Origin of the sequence: Flavilitoribacter nigricans DSM 23189 = NBRC 102662 (assembly GCF_002646595.1) — a bacterium.
Classification (GTDB): Bacteria; Bacteroidota; Bacteroidia; order Chitinophagales; family Saprospiraceae; genus Flavilitoribacter; species Flavilitoribacter nigricans.
In genome coordinates, this window is sequence record NZ_PDUD01000004.1 from 80,952 (window position 1) to 102,049 (window position 21,098).

General features: G+C 53.3%; 15 protein-coding genes. 3 read left to right on the forward strand and 12 right to left on the reverse strand.

Going from position 1 to position 21,098, the window contains the following annotated elements; all coding sequences use genetic code 11:
* Positions 1 to 104: 104 nt before the first annotated feature.
* The 5 genes from CRP01_RS03800 to CRP01_RS03820 all read right to left on the reverse strand — a co-directional run bounded on the left by CRP01_RS03800 (position 105) and on the right by CRP01_RS03820 (position 9,078).
* Complete coding sequence (locus CRP01_RS03800) at positions 105 to 1,682, reverse strand: RagB/SusD family nutrient uptake outer membrane protein (RefSeq protein WP_099148675.1); 1,578 nt, start codon at positions 1,680 to 1,682, stop codon at positions 105 to 107.
* Positions 1,683 to 1,705: 23 nt separating this feature from the next.
* Positions 1,706 to 5,371: a SusC/RagA family TonB-linked outer membrane protein gene (locus tag CRP01_RS03805; RefSeq protein ID WP_170110206.1), complete on the reverse strand. Its 3,666-nt coding sequence runs from the start codon at positions 5,369 to 5,371 to the stop codon at positions 1,706 to 1,708.
* Positions 5,372 to 5,574: 203 nt separating this feature from the next.
* A complete protein-coding gene (locus CRP01_RS03810; protein WP_099148677.1) occupies positions 5,575 to 6,597 on the reverse strand; it encodes a FecR family protein in 1,023 nt (340 codons plus the stop codon).
* 211 nt (positions 6,598 to 6,808) lie between these two features.
* Positions 6,809 to 7,411 carry an RNA polymerase sigma factor gene (locus tag CRP01_RS03815; RefSeq protein ID WP_099148678.1) on the reverse strand — a complete coding sequence of 201 codons (603 nt, stop codon included), beginning with the start codon at positions 7,409 to 7,411 and terminating at the stop codon, positions 6,809 to 6,811.
* Positions 7,412 to 7,758: 347 nt separating this feature from the next.
* Positions 7,759 to 9,078 carry a KamA family radical SAM protein gene (locus tag CRP01_RS03820; protein WP_099148679.1) on the reverse strand — a complete coding sequence of 440 codons (1,320 nt, stop codon included), beginning with the start codon at positions 9,076 to 9,078 and terminating at the stop codon, positions 7,759 to 7,761.
* Between the two features lie 332 nt (positions 9,079 to 9,410).
* Between CRP01_RS03820 and CRP01_RS03825 the strand changes: the two genes are divergently transcribed.
* Positions 9,411 to 11,558: an outer membrane protein assembly factor BamB family protein gene (locus CRP01_RS03825; RefSeq protein WP_099148680.1), complete on the forward strand. Its 2,148-nt coding sequence runs from the start codon at positions 9,411 to 9,413 to the stop codon at positions 11,556 to 11,558.
* 134 nt (positions 11,559 to 11,692) lie between these two features.
* Here CRP01_RS03825 and CRP01_RS03830 read toward each other — a convergent pair whose 3' ends face one another.
* Positions 11,693 to 13,249 (reverse strand): sensor histidine kinase, encoded by a 1,557-nt coding sequence (locus CRP01_RS03830; RefSeq protein ID WP_099148681.1) that lies wholly within the window; start codon positions 13,247 to 13,249, stop codon positions 11,693 to 11,695.
* A 282-nt stretch (positions 13,250 to 13,531) separates the two neighbouring features.
* On the opposite strand from CRP01_RS03830, the gene CRP01_RS03835 reads away from it, so the two are divergent.
* Entirely contained in the window at positions 13,532 to 13,993 is a 462-nt protein-coding gene (locus tag CRP01_RS03835; protein WP_099148682.1) for a response regulator, read from the forward strand.
* An 88-nt stretch (positions 13,994 to 14,081) separates the two neighbouring features.
* Here CRP01_RS03835 and CRP01_RS03840 read toward each other — a convergent pair whose 3' ends face one another.
* Positions 14,082 to 16,439 (reverse strand): TonB-dependent receptor, encoded by a 2,358-nt coding sequence (locus CRP01_RS03840; RefSeq protein ID WP_099148683.1) that lies wholly within the window; start codon positions 16,437 to 16,439, stop codon positions 14,082 to 14,084.
* Between the two features lie 432 nt (positions 16,440 to 16,871).
* Between CRP01_RS03840 and CRP01_RS03845 the strand changes: the two genes are divergently transcribed.
* The gene (locus tag CRP01_RS03845; RefSeq protein WP_099148684.1) at positions 16,872 to 17,483 is read left to right on the forward strand and encodes a hypothetical protein; all 612 of its coding nucleotides are present in this window, start codon (positions 16,872 to 16,874) and stop codon (positions 17,481 to 17,483) included.
* On the opposite strand, the gene CRP01_RS03850 is transcribed toward CRP01_RS03845, so the two are convergent.
* The 5 genes from CRP01_RS03850 to CRP01_RS03870 all read right to left on the reverse strand — a co-directional run bounded on the left by CRP01_RS03850 (position 17,477) and on the right by CRP01_RS03870 (position 21,037).
* Positions 17,477 to 17,941 (reverse strand): MarR family winged helix-turn-helix transcriptional regulator, encoded by a 465-nt coding sequence (locus CRP01_RS03850; RefSeq protein WP_099148685.1) that lies wholly within the window; start codon positions 17,939 to 17,941, stop codon positions 17,477 to 17,479. The genes CRP01_RS03845 and CRP01_RS03850 overlap by 7 nt on opposite strands.
* 34 nt (positions 17,942 to 17,975) lie before the next feature.
* Positions 17,976 to 18,446: an EVE domain-containing protein gene (locus tag CRP01_RS03855; RefSeq protein ID WP_099148686.1), complete on the reverse strand. Its 471-nt coding sequence runs from the start codon at positions 18,444 to 18,446 to the stop codon at positions 17,976 to 17,978.
* Positions 18,447 to 18,554: 108 nt separating this feature from the next.
* Positions 18,555 to 18,983 (reverse strand): nuclear transport factor 2 family protein, encoded by a 429-nt coding sequence (locus CRP01_RS03860; protein WP_099148687.1) that lies wholly within the window; start codon positions 18,981 to 18,983, stop codon positions 18,555 to 18,557.
* 128 nt (positions 18,984 to 19,111) lie between these two features.
* Positions 19,112 to 19,321 carry a hypothetical protein gene (locus CRP01_RS03865; RefSeq protein ID WP_099148688.1) on the reverse strand — a complete coding sequence of 70 codons (210 nt, stop codon included), beginning with the start codon at positions 19,319 to 19,321 and terminating at the stop codon, positions 19,112 to 19,114.
* Positions 19,322 to 19,369: 48 nt separating this feature from the next.
* The gene (locus tag CRP01_RS03870; RefSeq protein ID WP_099148689.1) at positions 19,370 to 21,037 is read right to left on the reverse strand and encodes a TlpA family protein disulfide reductase; all 1,668 of its coding nucleotides are present in this window, start codon (positions 21,035 to 21,037) and stop codon (positions 19,370 to 19,372) included.
* Positions 21,038 to 21,098 lie beyond the last annotated feature (61 nt).

The following is a 21,098-nucleotide window of genomic DNA, read 5'->3' on the forward strand; positions in this document are numbered from 1 at the left end:
TACTCCGAGCGATCTATTGCCCGAAAAGAAGACATTGATAAACTGATTATGCTTTTTCGGAGATTAAGGGTATGGTCAACCGGCCAAAATTTCCAGCCACTGCTCTATCCTCCCGACCAGGCCGGTTTCTGGGTCAGCTGATCGTTGCGATCCACGGCCACCTGGGGGTAGGGGAGTTTCCAGTGACGATCCGGATTAAAAGCGGCGATATCGTTATCATCCCCGTCCGTATCGCCGGCGAGTATACCGGCAAAGGCCGTACTGAACAGGTTCGGCATGCTATTGCGCTTGCGCACAAAATCGAACCATCTTTTACTCTCTCCGAAGAGTTCCCAGCGTCTTTCTTCGAGGATCAACTCAATGGTCACTTCGCCGGCGCTGAGTTCCGGCAAACCGGCGCGGGCCCGGACGGCATTCAGTGAACTGAGGCCGGCGGCACTCAGCGAACCGTCGGCGAGCAGATCGGCCTCCGCGTGGATGAGCAGGAGTTCGGCGTACCGGAGCTCGGGGAAATCGAGGGTAGAGATCCCGTTCACATTTTTGGTTTTTTCCTGGTACCAGAATTTTTGGTAACCCATGCCGTTCGACCGGTGGCAGCAGCGGTTCTGGTTGTTTTGATTGTAGTAACTGGTCGTGTCGCCGTTGACAATAATCGGTTCTCCCTGAAACCAGATATTAAAATCTTTCCGGGCATCGGTATCCTCCCAGATATCGTCGATGCCTTCGTAGATATAGGCCCAGCCAAATCCCCACATATTGTTGCTGCTGCGTTCCTGGCGGGGATTCATGGCCATGGGGAACTGGCCGCCCACATCTCCGTCACTCCAGTTGCCACCGCTGTTGAAGTGGTTGATGCTGAAAATGTGTTCCTTGCCGTATTTGTTGTAGGTCTGAAAAATGGATTCCAGGTTTCCTTTCGGGCTCGGCAACTCGTTGAACAGTCCGTAGGGACCGCCGTTGATCACTTCCGCCGCTTTGGATTCGGCCAGTCCGTACCATTCCGACCGGCCCAGTTCGTCCGCTCCGAACAGGTAAACTTTAGCCAACATGGCTTTTGCCGTCCAACTGGTCACCCGTCCGCCTTCGGCCGGATTGGCGGCGAGGCCGGCTTCGGCAAACTGCAGATCGGCAATGACCTGTTCGTATACCTCGGCGGCCGTGGCGGGTGCCGGGGAAAAACCGGATGGGTCGGCCGGCAGTTCCGTTACGATGGGCACATCACCCCAGATCTGGGTCAGCATGAAATGCGCGAAACCGCGCAGGAAAGTGACCTCGGCGATGGCCTGATCCAGTACGGCCCGACTGACTTCCGCCTCGGGGCCCCGGGCGATCACCTGGTTGCTCATATTGATCATCCGATAAAAGGACTGGTACACGGTGAGGATATTACCGCTTCTGGGATCGTAATTGAAATTACTCCAGTCGCCGTAGCGGCCGTCGGTACTGGTAGAACCGTTGTAAATGTTATCGGAAAACTGCTCAAAGCCCACCGCGCCATCGTAGTGGTAGGATCCGGGCGTACTCAGCCCGGAATAGGCGGCGACTACCGCCTGGCGCAGATCATCTTCAGTGGCGAAAAAATCTTCGCCGGTCGGCCCGGTCGGATCGGTTTGATCCAACATTTCGGTGCAGCCCCAGAAGAGGGAGGCACTTAGTAAAAACAGGGCGATTATCTTTTTCATGGTGTGAAGGATTTTAATAATGCTTAAAAGGATAGTTTCAGTCCGAGGGTAAATTGGCGGCTCAGCGGATAGGCGCCGCTGTCGCTACCTGCGGTTTCGGGGTTACCGGCTACCCGCAGGCCGATCTCCGGATCAAAACCGGTGTATTGGGTAAGCGTAAGCAGGTTGGTGGCACTACCGTACAGCTCAATGCCCCCTTTTTGCCAGCCGATGTTGCGCAGTACCTGTGCCGGGAAATTATAGGAAAGCCGGATGTTCCGCAGGCGGATGAAAGAACCGTCTTCCACCGCAAAATCGGAAGCACCGCCATTGCCGTTCGGATTGGTCAGGGCGGAGCGCGGGATGGAGTTGGAGGTGCCCTCTCCCGTCCAGCGATTCAGGATGGTGGTGCGCTTGTTGCTCCAACTGGCGATGGATCCCTCCTGGCCGGCACGCAGCCCGTTGAAGACATCCACACCGTGTACACCCTGGATTGACACCGCCAGATTGAATCCGCCGAGGCGGAAGTAATTATTCAATCCCCAGGTGAAATCGGGAATGGTGCTGCCGATGATCACCCGGTCGTTATCGGCATCGATGATACCGTCCCCGTTCTGATCCACAAAACGCTGGTCACCGGGAGCCGTGTTGTTATTGATCGTGGCCTGGTCGGTATTGCCCGTGTAGATGGGCAGTCCGTCATCGCCGAAAGATTCCACGGATTGGTTTTGGTAAGCGTGGCTGTAGACCTCGGTCCAGTTCTGGAAAAGACCGTTTACCTGAAAACCGTAGAGGGCTCCGATCTCTTCTCCTACGCGGGAAATATTGTTGCCATTGAAGCGATCCGCATTTTCGGGCAGTCGAACGATCTCATTACGCACGGCGGAAATATTGAAATCCGTCCGCCAGGTGAAATTGCTGCGGGCTACGTTGACGGAACTGATCGCTACTTCGATACCGCTGTTGTCCACTTCGCCCAGGTTGCCGGTAGGATCACTCTGGGAACCTACTTCGAGAGACGGAGCGAATTGGAGCAGCATGCCTTTGGTGGTCTTGTCAAAATAATCGATGGTCACTTCCAGGCGGCCTTCGAATAAACCGAGATCCAGCCCGAAATTATACATCTCGATCTCCTCCCAGCCGAGAAACTGATTGGCCAGGCGGGTGAGTGTAGCGCCGGGTACCCGGCCGCCGTTGAATACATAATTGAGGTTATCACCGGAACCCACCTGTGAGTTCCACTGGTAGAGGCCGGTATTGTCACTGCCGCTGATACCGTAGCCGGCGCGCAGTTTCAGATTGGAGATCTTGCTGCTGCCCGACTGCATGAAGGGTTCCTGGTGGATGCGCCATCCGGCGGAAACGGCCGGGAAGGTACCCCAGCGCTTATCCGGGCCGAAACGGGAGGAGCCGTCGCGCCGGACCGTCAAGGTGAGCAGATAGCGATCGTCGTAATTGTAAATGGCGCGGCCCAAAAAGGAAACGAATGCCGATTCGTTCTGGTAATTGCCCACGCCCGGGGTCACCAGGGGTATGGTTGCCACCACATTACCGTTGCCGTCGACGATCTCGGAAGTCAGTTGCGGCCGGTTGAAAAACCAGTAGTCCGTATTGACGAAACCGCCGCCATTGGCACTGAAGCCCTTGTTCAGGTTATTCTGCGCCTGGTAGCCGCCCATGATGCTGAAATCATGCTGGTTGATCCGTTTGGCGTAGGTGAGGGTGTTTTCCATAAACCAGGTCCGGAATTCTCCGTGCCTCAAATTAAAGCGGTTATTCGTATTGTCGTTGGCCTGAGCGCCGTCGATGGTATTGGAGGGATGGCGATCCTCGGAGTCATTGAAACTCCAGTCGACCGATCCCATGGTATGAAAGGTCAGCCCGTTGAATATTTCGTAATCGGCATACAGCGATCCCCAGATGCGGTTGCGTACATCCTGCTCGTACTGGTTCTCCAGTACCCAGATGGTGTGGGTATTGGAAAAATCAAGCTGGGCTTCGGCATCCGGATCCTGGGCGCTCAGTCCGGCGTAGTCCCCGTCGGTTGGATCAAAGATCGGTTTGTAGGGGTTTTGGATGAGCAGACGGCCGATCCAGTTCTTAAGGTTGGAATTGGCGTTGACGTTACCGACTGTCTGGGCTTCACTGCGGGAAACGGCCAGAGTATTCCCGAACGAAAGGCGATTGCTCACTTTATGATCGCTGTTTAGCCGAACCGTACCTCGTTTCAGATTGGAATTGGGCAGGATACCTTCCTGATCAAAATAGTTGGCCGATACGTAGTAACGCGACTTGGCGGTGCCCGCGTTCAATGACAGGTTATAACTGTTGATGCGGCCGTCTCGATAGGCGTAGTCGAACCAGTTGTATTCCTGCGGTCCGTTCCCGGCCAGTACCTTGTCCAGGAAGGGCTTACCCGGATAGTCGGTCTGTCCGGCGGAGGCATAAGCTTCCGTCAGGTACTGCGCCCACTGCGGGCCGCTCATCATATCGAAATTGCTCCGGTCCAGTACGCTGAATGAGGTATAGGTATCGAAATTGATGGACATCTGACCCTGCTTTCCGCGTTTGGTCGTGATGATGACCACCCCGTTCCCGGCACGGGCACCGTAGATGGCGGTGGCCGAAGCGTCTTTCAAAATATCGATACTTTCGATATCATTAGGGTTGATCAGGGCCAGCGGACTGATGGAGGATTGTCCCCCACCGGCTACATTGCCGATGATGATGCCGTCAATCACGTAGAGCGGTTCGGAATTGTTGAGCGAACCCACTCCGCGCACCCGGATGGTGGCGCCGGCACCGGGAATACCCGAACCGGAGATCACCTGGACGCCGGCCGCGTACCCGCCCAGAGCCTGCTCGAAGGAGGTGACCGGCAACTGATTGAGTTCCTCACCGGAGACTGAGGAGATGGCTTCGGTAACATCTTTACGCTGTTTGGTGCCGAAACCGATCACCACTACCTCCTCCAGGGCAGCGGCGTTTTCTACCAGGGTTATGCTTATTTCCGAACGATTATTGACGGGTACTTCTACCGACTGAAAGTCGACATAGGATACGACCAGGGTCGCGTTCCCGTCCTGCAGGTCCAGCGCGAACCGGCCTTCAATATCGGTAACGGTGCCCTGACCGGAACCTTTGACGAGTACATTCACGCCGATGAGGGGATCACCCGATTCGTCCAGGATCTGCCCGCTGAGCGGAAACTGGAAGATCTTGAGGTGTCGGCTGCGGGGAGACGCTAGTTGAGGGACAGGGGTAAAGTGGGGGCGACTGGAAGTACTGCGCGGGAATTCGGTCCCGCTTGTACCGGAAGTAACGGGGCGGTCAGCATTAGAACTGCCGGTATTCGTTCTGGAGGTGATCACGTAGAATTTGCCGCGCACCTTTTCGTGCTGCAGGCCGTGGGGCCGGAGGAGCGGGGACAGGAGCTGATCTAGCGTTTCCCCGGCTTTGAGCCGCAGCGAAACGGTTTTGTTCTTGATCAGCTCGTCCGGGTAGGTGAAATAGACCTTATAGCGTTGCTCGATGATCTTGAGTGCCTCCTCCAGATCGATCTTTTGCACCCGATCGTTCTGGTGCGAACTGGTGGAGATCAGCATGCCTTCGTTGCCCAGAAAAGCCATCCCCTGAGCTTTGAGATTTCCGATATTTCCGCAGGGAAATAACCAGATCAAAATAGCCAGAGTGGTTAAGGATCTTCTCATTGTTGATCGTTTAGTGGTGTAAATCAATGGTTGCCAGAAGGCATAGACCTCCTGCCTATTCCATGAGCCATTCATGAAATGAGGGAATAATTTCAATCGGATTAACCCATACAGTACCAGGTTTTTAGGTAGTGCGGTCGGGTCGTTTGTTATTCGTGTTTATTCTGTTGGTACCATCATCGGAATTGCATATGCTGAAATTATCAATTGAATATTAAAAGACTATCCTGCTGGATGATGTTGATCTTGAGGGCTTTTTCCACGTTCTGGATCAGGAGATCGAGATCATCCGCCGGACCGGCACCCGTGATGGTTTGCCGGCTTCTTTGCTCGTCTTTGAAAGTGACCTCCATGCCGAAGGTTTCGGTGATGATCCCTCCCAGTTCGCCGAGGGTGATCCCGTCGAAAATGATGATGCCGTCTTTCCAGGAGTTCTTCGCGGTAGCATCCACCTCCTCATCCGAAAATTCCTGGGTTCGGGCGGAGAACCGGACCTGATCTCCCGGCTGCATTTCCACGATTGAACGATCCTCGGGAACTTCCTTCAGTTCGAGGGTTACCTTTCCTTCTTCGAGCGTCACCCGGGTGCCCTGGCTGCGGGCGTACACATTGAATACCGTTCCCAGCACTTTGACGCTGAGATCAGAGGTGTTGACGAGAAATTTCGCGCCGGTAGCCGGTTTGGGTTCCACCGTGAAATGGGCTTCCCCTTCGAGCCAGACCTCCCGGTCCGCTCCGGTCTCCCAGTGCTCGTAGTAGGAAAGCCTGGAATTGGCATTCAGGATCACTACCGAACCATCCGGCAGTTCGGCCTTTTCCGTCTGGCCGTAAGGCGTGGTGATCACCAACAGTTGATTATCGTCGGTCGGTAGCCCGGATTGCCAGAAATACAGACCGGCCAGGATCAGCAGCAGCACACTGGCCGCCGCGGACAGCGATAGCACGCGCCGCCGTTTCCGGGATCGCTCCTGCCGGACATTTTGTACCAGCCGGCGGTGCATGGCGCTTTTCCGATCGGTGGGAAGTTCCGCTTCGCCGGACCGGCCGTGCCTTTCGAGCACCATTCGCCGTGCCTCGGTAATTTTCTCCAGTTGACCGGGCGCTTCCACCAGGAACTCCTGCCAGAAGAGGAGGTCTTCGGTGGTGGGATCTAATACCCATCGCTGAAAATCCGGATCCTCTACCAGTTGATCAATGATGAAATCGGCGTAATTCTTATTATTCATACAGTTGGTTAATCGGCAAAACGGCGCGAATTACCGCTTTTCGTTATAAGGACGATGGAAGAAACACTTCATAACCCTGGGCACCAAATTTTTTTTTTGAAATTTTCGGTCCGGTCCGGAAAACGGAGCGTCAATCGGTGGAAACTTATGCCTCGGATGGAGCCGGCAAAACCAGATGTTGCGGAGAAGAGCGATCGGAAGGGTAGGGCGTTTAGCCCAAAGCAGTGAAGATCAGCAGCCAGAAGAACCAGCCGGAATAACGCTTATAGTTGCTGCGTAATTTCTGGGTGGCCCGAAAGACCATATTGACGGCTACCTGGGGGCGGATGTTCATGATCTCGGCAATGTCCGCATATTCGAATCCTTCGAAGTAGCGGAGATAGACCGCCTGCCGCATTCGGTCCGGAAGGTCATTGAGGGCGCGATGAGCGGCCGCTTTTTTAAGGTCCTTTTGCTCGGACTCCAGCCATTTTTCCTCTACCGATATTTCCTGTTCCGAGCTTACGGATTGTTCCGCGCGGAGCGTACGGAGCCGGCTTTGGGAGCGAAAAACATCGTGAATACGATTGCGCAGAGTGATCATCAGGTAGGATTCGACATTCTTTACATCTGCCAGTTTCCGTCTCCTGCGCCAGAGGTGTAAAAAGATATCCTGAATGAGGTCTTCCACCAATTCCCGGTCCCGGCACAGCATGAAACCATAGCTATAGAGATGCTCCACGTAGTGCGTGAACAAGCGGGACAGTGCCCGTTCATCGCCCTTTTTCAGTTGAGCCCATAATTCCAGGTCGCTATGCTTATCCTCGGGTTGCATAAAATTATTGGCTGAAGGATGTATTTAAGCGGTTAAAATAGGGACATTCGGGGAATGAACAAAATTTTTTTAGGATTGCCTGCTTCGGTGTCCTTCTGCTTTTGGAGTGCTTATCGGATGTGAAACCCGACCGGCTTCGGCCGGCGATTGGACATGGAGGTACCGAAAAATCGGAAAAAAAGGACCCGGTAACGGGAGTCGGCTATTGCTCGCCAATGCCGGGGCATCTGGCCGCTACAATTCAGGAAATTTAGGAGCTGGGAAAACGTTCCTTTCGGACGGTATAGTACCGGGAACAACAAAACCATCGGAGAGCAAGCGATCATTTCCCAACTCCTCATCCCTGCCTAATTCAGAGAGATATTCTTCAGTGCCGAGGATTGCTCGTAGAAAAACTCCGGAGCAAATGCCGGTTCGAGATCATCCAGCCAGATGGCGTCGGGATCGAATTTGGCGAAGAAGGGTTTGTTGACCCAACTGGGTTGCCGGCCCTGGATGAACCGCAGGGTGAAGACCTTCTTATTGTTGATCTCATTGATGCCGAGTATCTGGACCTTGCCGGGATTGGTGGACATACTGGGTCCCCGCACCGTCCGGGCGATACCGCTCACCTGTTGGTAGGCCTTGTGGTAGATATCCCAGATCCGTTCCAGTTCTACTGCAAAATAGTCCTGAGCGCCGGTATCCCTGGCCACGAACATATAGTAGGGGATGCAGCCCAGTTTGACCTGTTCCAGCCACATCTCTTTCCAGTCGGCCGGCCGGTCGTTGATGTGTTTCATCACGGGTGACTGGGTCCGGATCTGCGCTCCGGTTGCGATGATGCGTTTGATGGCCTGCCGCACCGCTTCGGTCTTTAGCTCGACCGGATTGTTGAAGTGAGCCATAAAAGCAAGGTGGTAACCCCGCTCCGTGATCTCCTCAAACAGGGCGATCATTTCATCCGCATCTTTATCCGTCAGGAATTTATACGGCCAGTAGGCCAGGGATTTAGTCCCGATACGAATGGTGCGCAGATTGGGCAGATCGGCCTCAAGCAGGGGCTCGATGTAGGCCCGCATTTTTTTCGCCGACATCACCATCGGGTCACCGCCGGTGAAGAGCACATCCGTTACTTCCGGGTGCCGCCGGAGGTATTCCACCAGCAGGTCCGTTTCCTTCATGGCAAATTTCAGTTCGTCGATGCCGACAAACTGCGGCCACCGGAAACAGAACGTACAGTAGGCGTGGCAGGTCTGGCTGTTACTCGGGAAGAACAGAACGGTTTCGCGGTACTTGTGCTGGATACCGGTTAGTTTGGTATCGTCCAGCATCGGGACATTGTGTTGCTGACCGTCGGGGTGAGGGTTGAGCTCGTAGCGGATCTTATTGGCCACCAGTTTCAGTTCGGCTTTACTCAGGTCCTGGGACAGGGCTTTTTCCATTTCCCGGTAGTGGGCTGCGGATAACATCTCTCTCTGGGGAAAAGTCAATTGAAAGATCGGATCATGGGGGATGTTGGTCCAGTCGATCAGTTCGTCAATCACGTAGTTATTGACTTTGAAGGGCAAAACGTTACCAACTACCTCAATGTCGTGCAATTGTTCGGGCGTCAGGTACTGTTGCACCTGTGGGACTTTCGCGAAATTACGCAAGGTAAAAACGCGATACTTTCTTGCTTCAACCATTTATGTATCGTTTTTGTAAAAATTGAGTGTTGATAATATAAGATTTCCGGTTACTTTTCCAAGTTCCGATGGGGAACAGTAGGTTGTTTGGGGGGACTTTGCGTCTTTTTGGAGGGTTGACGGTCGATGGTTGACGGTCGAGGGTCGACGGTTGAGGGTCGACGGTCGGTGGTTGAGGGTTGAGGGTTGAGGGTCGATGGTTGGTGGGAGTCAGGAATTAGCTGTAAGCTGGCCGGATTGGGGGCGTAAACCTTTAGTTTTCAATTGTTATTATGGCTGGGCTTGCAAAAAATAGGTCCCCAGATCTTTCATTTGTCAAACGAAGAGTAATAATGGATAAAAGCTGCTGTTTACTACTGGGGATCTGCTGCCTGCTCGCCGGCTGCCGCCCGGATGCCGGAGAATCCATAGCTGCCGGAGCTTTCATGGAATGGTCAACTTACCGGGGCGATCCGACGAGCAGCCAGTTCTCGGGCCACGACCAGATCAACTCCGGCAATGTAAAAAGCTTGCAACCGGCCTGGACCTACCGCACCGGAGGTGCCGGATCGAAATCGACGATAGAGTGTAATCCCATTGTTGTGAACGGTCGTCTGTACGGTACCAGTCCGGACCTGAAGGTGTTTGCGCTGGATGCGGCCACGGGAACGGAACACTGGGTTTTTGATCCTGCGACTAAACATAATCTCCACAGTGGTGTAAATCGGGGGCTCACGCATTGGGCCGGAAAAGCGGACGATCGCATTCTGTTCACTTCCGGTCATTTTCTCTACGCGCTGGATGCAGTAGGGGGGCAACTTATTCCATCGTTCGGTGATTCGGGGCGGATCGATCTCCGCTATCATCTGGAAATGGAACCGGAAGCGGTCAGTCTGACCGTAACCAGTCCGGGCGTGGTATTCGGTGATCTGATCATTCTCGGGTCGGCGGTAGGGGAGGGCTACGGTGCTTCACCCGGTCACGTGCGGGCCTACGACGTGCGTACGGGTGAATGGCAATGGACCTTTCATACGATCCCGCAGCCCGGACAACTGGGCTACGATACCTGGCAGTGGGAGGAGGGGGAGCAATACGGCGGCGCCAATGCCTGGGGCGGACTGAGCCTGGACGAAAAAAGAGGGTGGGTTTTCGTGGCAACCGGATCGGCGGCCTTTGATTTTTACGGCGGCAACCGGCTGGGCGCTAACCTCTTTGCCAATTGTGTACTGGCTCTGGATGCCCGCACGGGCGAGCGACAGTGGCATTACCAGACGGTACATCACGATATCTGGGATTACGATCTTCCCTGTGCGCCGAACCTCCTGACCATTCGCCACGAGGGGATCGAACGGGAGGTAGTTGTGCAACCAACAAAAATGGGCCATATTTTTGTACTGGATCGCGAAACGGGCCAACCGGTATTTCCCGTAGAGGAGCGTCCGTTGCCTATCTCGACCGTGCCGGGAGAAATTGCCTGGCCCACCCAGCCTTTCCCAAGCCTGCCGGAGCCTTTTACCCGACAGGGGATCACTGAGGCCGATCTCAGTAACATTACGCCCGAGTCGGAGGAATTTGTGCGGGAACAGTTCCGCAGCATGCGGGGTGGCACCATTTTTACGCCGCCGAGCCTGGAGGGCACGGTGTCCATGCCGGGTACCCGTGGCGGCGCCGAATGGAGTGGTGCCGCAGTGGATCCACACCGGGGGATCCTCTACATCAATGCCAATGAGATACCGAATATCCTGCAATTGAAAGCCGTGGAGCAGACTGCCGCATCTGAAGATACAAAGACGCCCATGGCTCGCGGCCGGCAATTGTTCCAGAATAACTGCTCAACCTGCCACGGTCTGGAACGGCAGGGCGCTCCGCCGATCTATCCGTCCCTACTCGGGCTAAAGGAAAAATACCCGGCGGCAGAAGTAATGCAACTCATCCGGACGGGTAAAGGGAGTATGCCGGGCTTTGCCCAGTTCTCGGAGGAAGAGCTGGCTGCCATTACCGCATTTTTGCTCGATCCACCGCAAGTTACCGATACTGCCGGTGTTCAGGCTGCCTCCGGGACCGCACCCCGCTATCTGATCAACGGCTACCGGCAGTTCCTCGATCAGGACGGCTATCCGGGTATCCGTCCGCCCTGGGGAACGCTGTCGGCGATCGATCTCAATACCGGGAAGCGGCGCTGGCGGAAAGTACTCGGAGAATACCCCGCCCTGCGGGAAAAGGGGATACCGGCAACGGGTACCCAAAACCTCGGGGGCTGTATCGTTACGGCCGGCGGCCTGCTCTTTATCGGAGCTACCCAGGATGAAATGTTCCGCGCTTTCGACTCGGAGAACGGAGACCTGCTCTGGGAATACCAGTTGCCGGCGGGCGGATACGCCACCCCCAGTACCTATGCGATCGACGGTAAACAATACGTCGTGATCGCCGCCGGAGGCGGAGGGAAGAACGGCACCGCTGCGGGAGATTACTATCTGGCTTTTGCGCTGGAGGACCGGTGATCACCGGATCAGGCCCTATAGGGTAAGTGCATTTATGAGAGGTGACCTGTCGCTACCAACTGGTGCGACCGGCGTACAGAAAGATGGCCGTTGACTGCGACCGGATGATCCATGAATTCGACACTCCGGATCGTTTATGATTTTGGCAGGGAAAAGTGAAATTTAGCTCCCTGGTCCACTTTAGATTCCGCCCACATATTGCCCCCGTGTTTTTTAACGATCCGGTAGGAGAAGGCCAGACCGATACCGTGGCCGCTGAAGTGCTCCGCTTTATGCAGTCGCTGGAACATCATGAAAAGTTTTTTCTGGAATTTATGGTCAAAGCCGACGCCGTTGTCGGTGACGGTATAAACCGTTTGGCCCGATTCATCCGAACCTTTTACGCGGATCACGATCTCTTCCCGACCGGAGGAGTATTTCAACGCATTGGACAATAAATTCTGTACTACCTGGCGGAGCAGTCCGGGGTCACCGTAGGCTGCGGGCAGGGATTCTATCTGAAGGTCAATCTTTTTTTCCGGGTAATGTGGACTCAGTTCGTGGTACACCTCCTCGAAGAGCGCCTGGATGTCAAACTGTTCTTTCTGGAGCACCTGCTGACCGACCCTCGAAAAATTCAGGAAATCCGTGATCAGGCGGTCCATGCGCTTGGCGTTCGTATTGATGTGGTCAATGAGGATGGCCCCGTTTTCGTCCAGTTGGGGAGCGTAGAGGTCCTGTAGCATGGAGGCCATTCCTTCCATATTTTTGAGCGGAGCGCGAAGATCGTGGGAAACGGCGTAGGAAAAGCTTTCCAGTTCTTCATTTACCTCCTGAAGCTGGGCGGTGCGTTCTTTTACTTTTTCCTCCAGGGAGGCATTGAGCGCGGTGATCTCTTCCTGGTGTTTTTTCCGGGCAGAAATATCCAGGATCTGAACGATGAAGTGTAACAGTTTATCATTTTCGTCAAATACGGCGGAGATCCCAAGCATGGCCCAGATCACATTGCCGTTTTTGTGCAGGGATCGTTTTTCCAGAAAAACGCCTTCCTGCATGCCGGCGCTGAGCTCTGAAATGGTGCTTTGGTACCGGTCCAGATCCTCGGGATGGGTGACGGCGGCCACATCGGTCCGCAGCAATTCCTTTTCCGAATAGCCCAGCATTTTACAGAGGGCGGGATTTACCTGTAGCCATTTACCCTGCGGACTAACAAGCGCCATACCGGCCGGTGCATACTTCATAGTCGTTCTAAATGATTCTTTTCGAATACGCAACTTTTCTTCCATTCTTTCCCGTTGCGTGATCTCCTCATTCAGTTTAACATTTGCCTGCTCTAATTGTGCGGGCGAGGGTATGGCTAAAATGGGTTTATACAATTTGAAGAGCATGCCGACCGTCCCCATCGAGACCATCGCCGTGGTCACTTTCGCTACGGCCTCCGCCCGGTAAATGGGCTGCCAGACGGAAACGGTGGCCAGCAGATGCGTGATCCCACAGCAGAGAATGAACAGGGAAAAAGCGAGGAAAACGCCTGGGTATTTGACATCCGGACGGGCTTTCACGAAACGGTAGAGGAGGAGGGGTATGACGAAATAGGCCAGCGAGGTGAATACATCACCCAATACATGGGGCCAGAGTATTTCCGGGCGCCAGAAATAGCAGTGCCCGTGCGGCATAAAATCCGTCTCAAATAGCTTTTGGAAAAATTCCATAGAGTTCAGAATAACTTTTGCGGAGGTAAATATTTACTAAAGGTTGCAAAAAAATCCACAAAAGGTTTAATTATGTGGTAATTTGCTTTTTCAAATATTTTCACGAAAAATTAGAGGTCTGATTTCATTGGGCAAACGTCCGGATAATGAGATTGAAACGACCTGACCGTTGCTCTAAAACCAACCGATTTTACCCGGAATTGTTCATGGCCAAATGAACAATAACCGGGGGGATATGTGTTTAAAAGTGCAACAGCTCTAGAGCCCAAAACTTCGCATTTCATGTCAGTGCATTCAATAAGAAAAAAACTGAACTGTATCTTATTGATCGATGATGATCCCGCAACTAATTTCCTGCATAAGCTTATTATCGAGCAGGCCAGGATCGCTCACGAAATAAGAATCGTTTATAATGGTCAGGAGGCCATGGATTACCTAACCCGTCAGAATGAATACCAGGATGCAGACGATGAACTGTATCCCCTTCCCGATCTGATGTTCCTGGATATTAATATGCCGGTGATGGACGGCTGGGAGTTTCTCGATGCTTACGAAGAGGCGTTCCTGGATCTACCCAAAGCGACCGTTATCTGCATGCTTTCCACCGCGCTGCCGAAAAATGTAGAAAGCAGGCTGAAAGAAAAATCCATACCGGTGACCAATTTTATCGAAAAGCCGCTCCGGAAAGATCGTCTACTGCAGATTATGGAAAAATTCTTTCCCGAACGCTTCGAAAAGGCCTAGCAGATCGCCGGATCTGTACATCTGCTAACAAAGACAACGTCCACCCTCAGCCGTTGCTCCCATTTTATTAGTCCGAAAAATATTCCTGCTAAAAATCGATCTGGAAACTCAGGACCGGCACGATGCTGGACTGACTCCTGAATATCCAGTCCTCCAGATCCGGATCGTAAGTGTAGTCCAGCGGGTCCTCATTGTTCCTTCCGATCACATTCTGTACATCCAGGGCAATATACCAGGCGTTGCCGGGATTATCCCGCCGGTAGGCGATCCGGATATCCGGACGGAAGAAATCACCCACCGGTAGCGTATATGGGCGACTTTCATCCAGAATGGGATTGTCGGGATCCCGCGGGTCCCGCTCGGGAGACAGGATCGGGGTCAGCCGCTGCCCACCGCCGTAGACTACCCGCAGGCCCGTTTGCAGGGTGGCATTATCGCTAAGCGCCCATTCCTTACCGCCCATCAGGGAAGCAGCAATACCGCTGTTGTACCGCGTATCGTAGGTCTGCCCGTTTAGCGGTTCGTAGGTGGAATTGAACAGCGAGCCCGCCAGAATGAAAAAAGTCCCGTTCAGAAAAGAGCGTTCCAGGGTCAGATCCAGACCGGTATTGGTACCGGTGCCCTCGCTCACCAGCCGGGTGATGAAAAATCCGTCAGCGTGGTTGAGTAGTGAAATGGTACTGTTCGGATCGGCACTGACCGGTACGTCGTAGAGCGACTGGTAATAGGCCTCCAGTTGCAGGCGCATGCCGTTGCCGAGCAATTGGCGATAGGCAAGTACCAGATGGTGGGCTTTGATCAGGTCGAGATCGAGATTGGGCAGTGTGAAATTGTTGCCGCTGTATTCCCGGATAAAGTAATTGGGCAGCGGCACCGTCCGACTGTGGAGCCCGTAGGCCAGACTGAGCTCGGCGGATTCGCTCAACTGATAATTCAATCCGATCCGGGGTTCAAGATTGGAGGTTTCGTTGAGCCCCAGGTACAGGCTGTGCAATCCGAAATTGACGGTCCAGCGCGGATGGGGGCGCAGTCGGAGATTGGCGAAAGCCTGCAATTGCCAGGTGCGATCGTTCTGGTCAATGAAAGCGGGCGGGTTGCCGGGAGGCAGTTTGGAACTATAGAAAAAGTCGTATTGGATTCCCTTTCCGATTAGTCCGGCTTTCAGGGTAAGCTTCGGTGAGAGCTTCCGGTTGTAAGTACTGGAAAGTACCAGTCGGTTGGAGGTATACTGCTCGTCGCGGATCATGGTGGCGTTCAGGTTTCGGTTGAGCGTGTCATTCTGGTAAAGAATGTGTTGCCCCATGATGGCCAGACTGGTGCGCAGGTAGGATTTATCATCGATCAGAAAGTTATGATTGATGCCGATGGCTCCCATTTGGGTATTGAAGGTCCGGGTGAGGTAATCGTCGTAGGTTCGCCAGTTCTCTATGCCCTCTACCGCTTCGAAAAACTCTCTGCTGATACCGCTGATCCCCCATACGGAAGTGATGTGGCGATTGTCGGCACTGTTGAAATTCAATTTGAAGGAAAGGTCCTGAAAGCGGTTACTTTCCCGCTCGTCTACCAGACGGATGTCAAAGGCATCCAGGATGCCCAGGGTGGAATAACGGTAATTGACCAGATAGGAACTCTGCCCTTTTTTGATCGGCCCCTCGGTCGCTACTTCCAGGCCCAGCATACCGGCCCGAAAGGTATACTCGCGTTTTTCGGTATTCCCGTTGCGGAATTTAATGTCGAATATCCCGGAAAGCGCATTGCCGTACTCAGCGGGAAAGGCACCGGTCGAAAAATCCGAATTACTCAGCAGCCCGACACTAAAAACGGTGATGCCGCCCCCGGAGGAGCCCCGGCGCAGGAAATGATTAGGGTTGGGAATATCAATGCCTTCCACCCGCCAGAGCATGCCGAAGCCGGCATTGCCGCGGATCACAATGTCATTACGGTTGTCCCGGCTGGACTGTACGCCGGGAAAACTGACGGCCATCCGGCTGGGATCGTTAGCGCTGGCGGAATAGCGCTGGGTCTCCTCGGCCGAAAAGGAGCGCGTGCTGACCATAGCCAGTTCATTCAGCGGTTCGTTGCCGTAGGAGCGCGCACTGACGATCACTTCTCCGGTTGTGATACTCCCTTCTACCAGTTCGATATCGAGTACGAGTTCTTTCGCAGAATTGACGATGGCATCGTCCAGTATGTAGGCTTCGTAACCGATGTAACTGAATTCCAGGCGATGCCGGCCGGTGGGAATGCCGGTCAGTTCGAAATTGCCGTCCAGATCGGTAACGGTGCCGGGGCGGGAGTCGAGGCTGGTGACCAGTACCGTAGCTCCGATAAGGGGTTGCTTGGTATCCTTATCCAGGATCCTTCCCTTGATATTCTGCACGGTACTCTGGGCCGGTAATGAGAACTGGAAAACGCTCAGTAGGAGTAGTAAAGCAAGTTTTTTCATGGCGGTTCAGTTTAATGAGTTTAAGAGACTGTTTGAAAACCTCTCACTGGGTTGCAAAACGCGGCTTTTGCCGCCACTTTGCACCTATTTTTAACTCCGTAGCTGGGCTATGCAGTGAAAGATAGCTTTCAATTGACGCCAAAATCCGGGTTTTTCTCCGGCAGCAGAAGTTGTCAAACAGTCTCTCAGCAACACATTGGTGGTCTATTGCTCAGAGGGAGTCGTGCTTTATCCCGGTCACCAGGCTCCCCGCCGAAAGGATCGGCCGTCGGGCCGGCAGACGGTAGCCTATACACAGGAATGATCGATCGGGAATATTACTTAGGGAAATGGTATCGTGAGGACTTTCATAAATGTCGTAATTATTTTATAATTCCGGAACATGCAGAAGGGAAAATACTACCTTGGGCCAAACATTAAAACAGGCAGCCGATGGCCAGGGATATTATAATTTACGGCATCGATCAGGAGCGGACCCTGGCGCGGATCCGGTCCCACTGGACTACCTGGCAACTGCCCGGAGACACACTTGCGCACTGGCTGAAGGTACTGGCCGAGCCTACGATCGCCGGGTTGCAGGACCTGGAAAACCTATTCTTGGAACAAAAAGACTGGACTACCGAAGAACTATATGCCGCTTTGGGAGCTGAAGAGTTGGTTGCTTTCCGCTCGCGGGAAAACGGCCTGGCCTTGCTGGCCCTGATCGATTATTACCATGCCGGCTTTAGTTGGGAGGGGACCGATGATGGTGTTTTTGCCAGTTCTGATGGCAGCGCACTGCTGCCGCCGGAGACGATGCACCATTTGCTGGATTGGCTTTTAGCCGCCGCTGCGGTACTGGCGGAAGATATTGATCCGAATGAGTCAAACCGTGATCTGGACCCGGTGCTGCTGGCGGAAGCCGGACGGATGCGACAAAAGAGCGGATTCTACCCGGCGGACTTTTCGGCATTCGGTGATATGTTATACCGAATCCGGGAATGGCGCGACGTGATCCTGGCTGCGGAGGGAATGGATTGGTTCTATCTGGAAAATTCTTATTGATCATTTGCCTTGTCCTGCATGATCCGCTGCATGCCGGCCAGAAAGCGATCCTTATCTGCTTCCAGTGGCGAAAAGAAGTGATCATCCACCTCATGTACGATCCGGAGCGCCTGTTGTAAAGCATCCGTGCCCGGCCCGGTGAGCGCAATGCACTTGGCGCGGGTGTCCGTCGGATGTTCCCGCCGGGAGATGTACCCTTTGCCCTGGAGCGTACGCAGTACTTTAGACACCATCATGCGGTCGGTTTTACTGTGATCGGCGATCTCCGTTTGGGTCACCTGTTCCTGCGTTTTTTCCAGCCAGCCGATGGCGGCCAGCAGCACAAACTGCGTATGGGTAAGGTCAATGGTATCCAGCGCCCGTTTCATCTGGCGCTGCCACAGCATATTGATCTGCCAGAGCATAAAGCCGGGACTGTCTTCGGGTTTTTTAAAACGAAAATCGACTTGGTTGGCCATATTGTTCAGTATTAAATTTTCCGGGAACCCCGTGCTATTGGGCCGGCACCCCTTCCGCTAAATTAACCTGATCCTCCAGCATCTCCTCCGCGATCAGAGCAAAATCGTGTTGATTGATCTCCAGTATTCCGTAACGGAAAGGATAGCCCCAACGGCTTTTATTCCGGATGAACTCCAGGTCTTCAATGAGGGGGCGGATGGAGACATCGCGGTTCGGGAAAAAGGTAATGTTCCGCCGGTGCGGGCAGAAGTCGGGGCTGAGCTCGACCTGGTAGACCTCTTCATCGTCGACCCGACCGATCGCCGTAAATTCCTGGCAGAGTTTTTTCTCCCCCAGGCTTTGTTTCCCGGAATAATAAATTACGAAATCTCCGGGGTGCATACGCTTCAGAGGGGAAGACTTACCGTGACAGGCCTGGGCAATGCCTTCCGCTTTCCCGGTTTTTACGTGATCTTTGGAAGCGACAATGATCCAGTATTTGGTACCTCTTTTTGACTGAGACATAGTGCGATGATTTTTTGTTGTCACAAATATAGTATATTCGACAACAAAATGCAAATAGCTTCAGGTTACGATCGAAGTGCCAGGTAGGATGAGCTATTTTTTAGCCCCTCAGGAAGTTGGAGGAGACTGCCAGAGTACCTGTACGATCTTCCATTTTCCGTCGTACTTACCCAACAGGATGTAATCCGTACCCCACCAGGCGGTGAGTTTAGCGGCAGCCGTCTGATCCTGTACATCCAGCAATTCTACCTTTTTGGGGGCTTCGGGAGAAACCGGGCCGCGTTTCTTGACGGAAAGGGCGTACTTAAGCATTTGCTCGAAACTCATCGGTTCTCCTGCGTAGGTTTTTTTATCCTTCAGGCGGTAGTACCCGTACTTCTGGACTTCGGGTAATACACTGCGGTGGAGTTTGGAAGTGTCGCCTTCGTAGAAGCCTTCTACGTAATCGAGTACGGCTCGTTCTACGTCGGCCTCCTGGGCGGTGGCAAAGGTGCAGCAGCAAGCCAGCACCAGCATAAGGGTGGTTTGTTTTAACATGTCGGATGATTAATTATAAAACAGAGAAGTCCAGTGTGGACTATTACCTTAAAAGTAGCAATTTTTTCCCAGGATGACTTTGGGCAGATGGCACAAGTATCCAGGCATTTATCCAATCCGGCAAGCTTTCAGGGCAACCTGCCGTGCAAGCTGAATCGTACCCCCTTTACACCGCAGGGCTGTTCATTTCTATAAAAACGCAATGCGAATTTTTCAATTACCATATCAAGCACCATAGCAATAGCAAGCAAAAGGCAGCTTTCTGCTCCGATTTTGACCCTTTTGTCTGATTTTGAGTTATTGAAATTGCTATTGCCATTGAAATTGCCATTTTTCATATTCAATAATTTGAGAACTGAACAGCCTACCCTTTACAGCGGGCTTTTCTATAGTTTCTCCTTCACTGCTTCCAGATCCACCGTACGTAAGGAATGGACCAGATCCGGATGGTACTGCCCGTCCTTATCGATGAAAACGTGGCTGGGATAACCCGGCAATTCGAAATAGGACATGATGCTTTTGGATAGTTCCGGGCTGAGGAATATCTGGGGTGCCGCCACGCCCAGTTCTGCCACTTTTTTCTTCCACTTTTCTTCCGACGAACCGCTGGCGGAGCAGAGGTAGATCACCTGAACGCCCAATTCCTCGAGCTTCTCCCGGTTTTCGGCGCTGTTCTGCATATCGTAAATACAGGGACCGCACCAGGTTGCCCAGACGTCGAGGATGATGGCCTGATCGGGATAGGCGGCCCGGATGGAACCAAGTAGCTCTTCCAGTTCTTCCTGTTTGGCGAGGATCAGATCGGCGCCGTTCGGCAACTGTCCGACGTTTTCTCCCATGGGTGAATCCGACTTATTGATCTTGATGGCGTTCAGTTTTTTATTGACCATCTCGATCTGTTGGCGGGTGGTTTCCCATTCCTTTTCCATGAGTTCGGCCGCCCATGTTGTTTTAATGGTTGGCATCAGTTTACCGATGTACAACTCGCGCTCCCAGATATCTTTTCCGCCTCCTACCAGCTTTAACAGATCGGCCTGTTCGGAGGGGAAGCGGTTCACCAGACGGGTGAATTTTTTGACCCGGGCGGCGTAAACTTCTTTTTCGTATTGTTCCCGGAAGTATTTGCTTTCCGTTCGGAAAACCTCTTTGTCGTATTCCTGCTCATCCAGTTTGGCGCTGAAAAGGGAAATGAACTCCTGCAGACGCTCCTGCTCCTGAGCAATGGGAATTGCCGGCAGAACATCTTCCCGGTAAATGTCCAGCAATTCCTGTTGGGAATTCATCAGCATATAATTGCTGAGATATCCGTAATAGTCAATGACACTTTCGTTGCTGATAGCAAACGGACGGTGTCGGATCATTTCCTCCATCAGTTCCTCCGGCATAGTGTGCCCCCAGTGAGCAACGGCGATCTCTCCGTATTTTTGGGAAGCTAGCTGATTGGTCAGCAACCAGCCGTAAGGTGAAGGGTTTTCCTGCAGGAACTCCCGGACGATCACTTCCTGGCCATCGTAGTAGTCCAGGAGTTTTTCCGTTTTTCCGGCGGGGGAAAGTTCCCGGTCCATCAGCGCTTCTATATTGGCCGGCCGGCCCCCGGCGGGTCTTTGGGAGATTTCGAAGGTGGTAAAATCGTTGACCAACTGATTCAGTTCTCCGTCACTTCCACCAAACCGGACGAATTCTGAGGCAAAGTGTTGCGAGGTATCGCGGAGGGCATCGAGGTCAACATCGATCGAGAGGTCCCGGTCGATGATCAACTGGCCGAAGTAGTTTTCGCCCACCCCAAACCAGATCTGCTGGTAACGGAGCGGGTAGTCCGGTTGAAATGCAAAGCTGCCGTCGGCATTCGGGCGGACCATTTTTTCGGCCTGGTGTTCGGGAGTCGGCACCACACTGACGAATTTGAGTTCGAGATCCTGGTCTTTTTCCGGATCGTATCCGTTCAGTTGTCCGGTGATCTTGGCGGTGATGGCATTGTGATGAGATTCCGGTTGTTGCGCATTCAGGTTGGAAAACAGCAAAGCTGCGCAGAGCATCAGAAAGGTGGTTTTCATGATCGGTGATAGTTTTTTTCTGTTCTCGACGCAAAGTGGCTGGGAGTTTCCAAACCAAAAT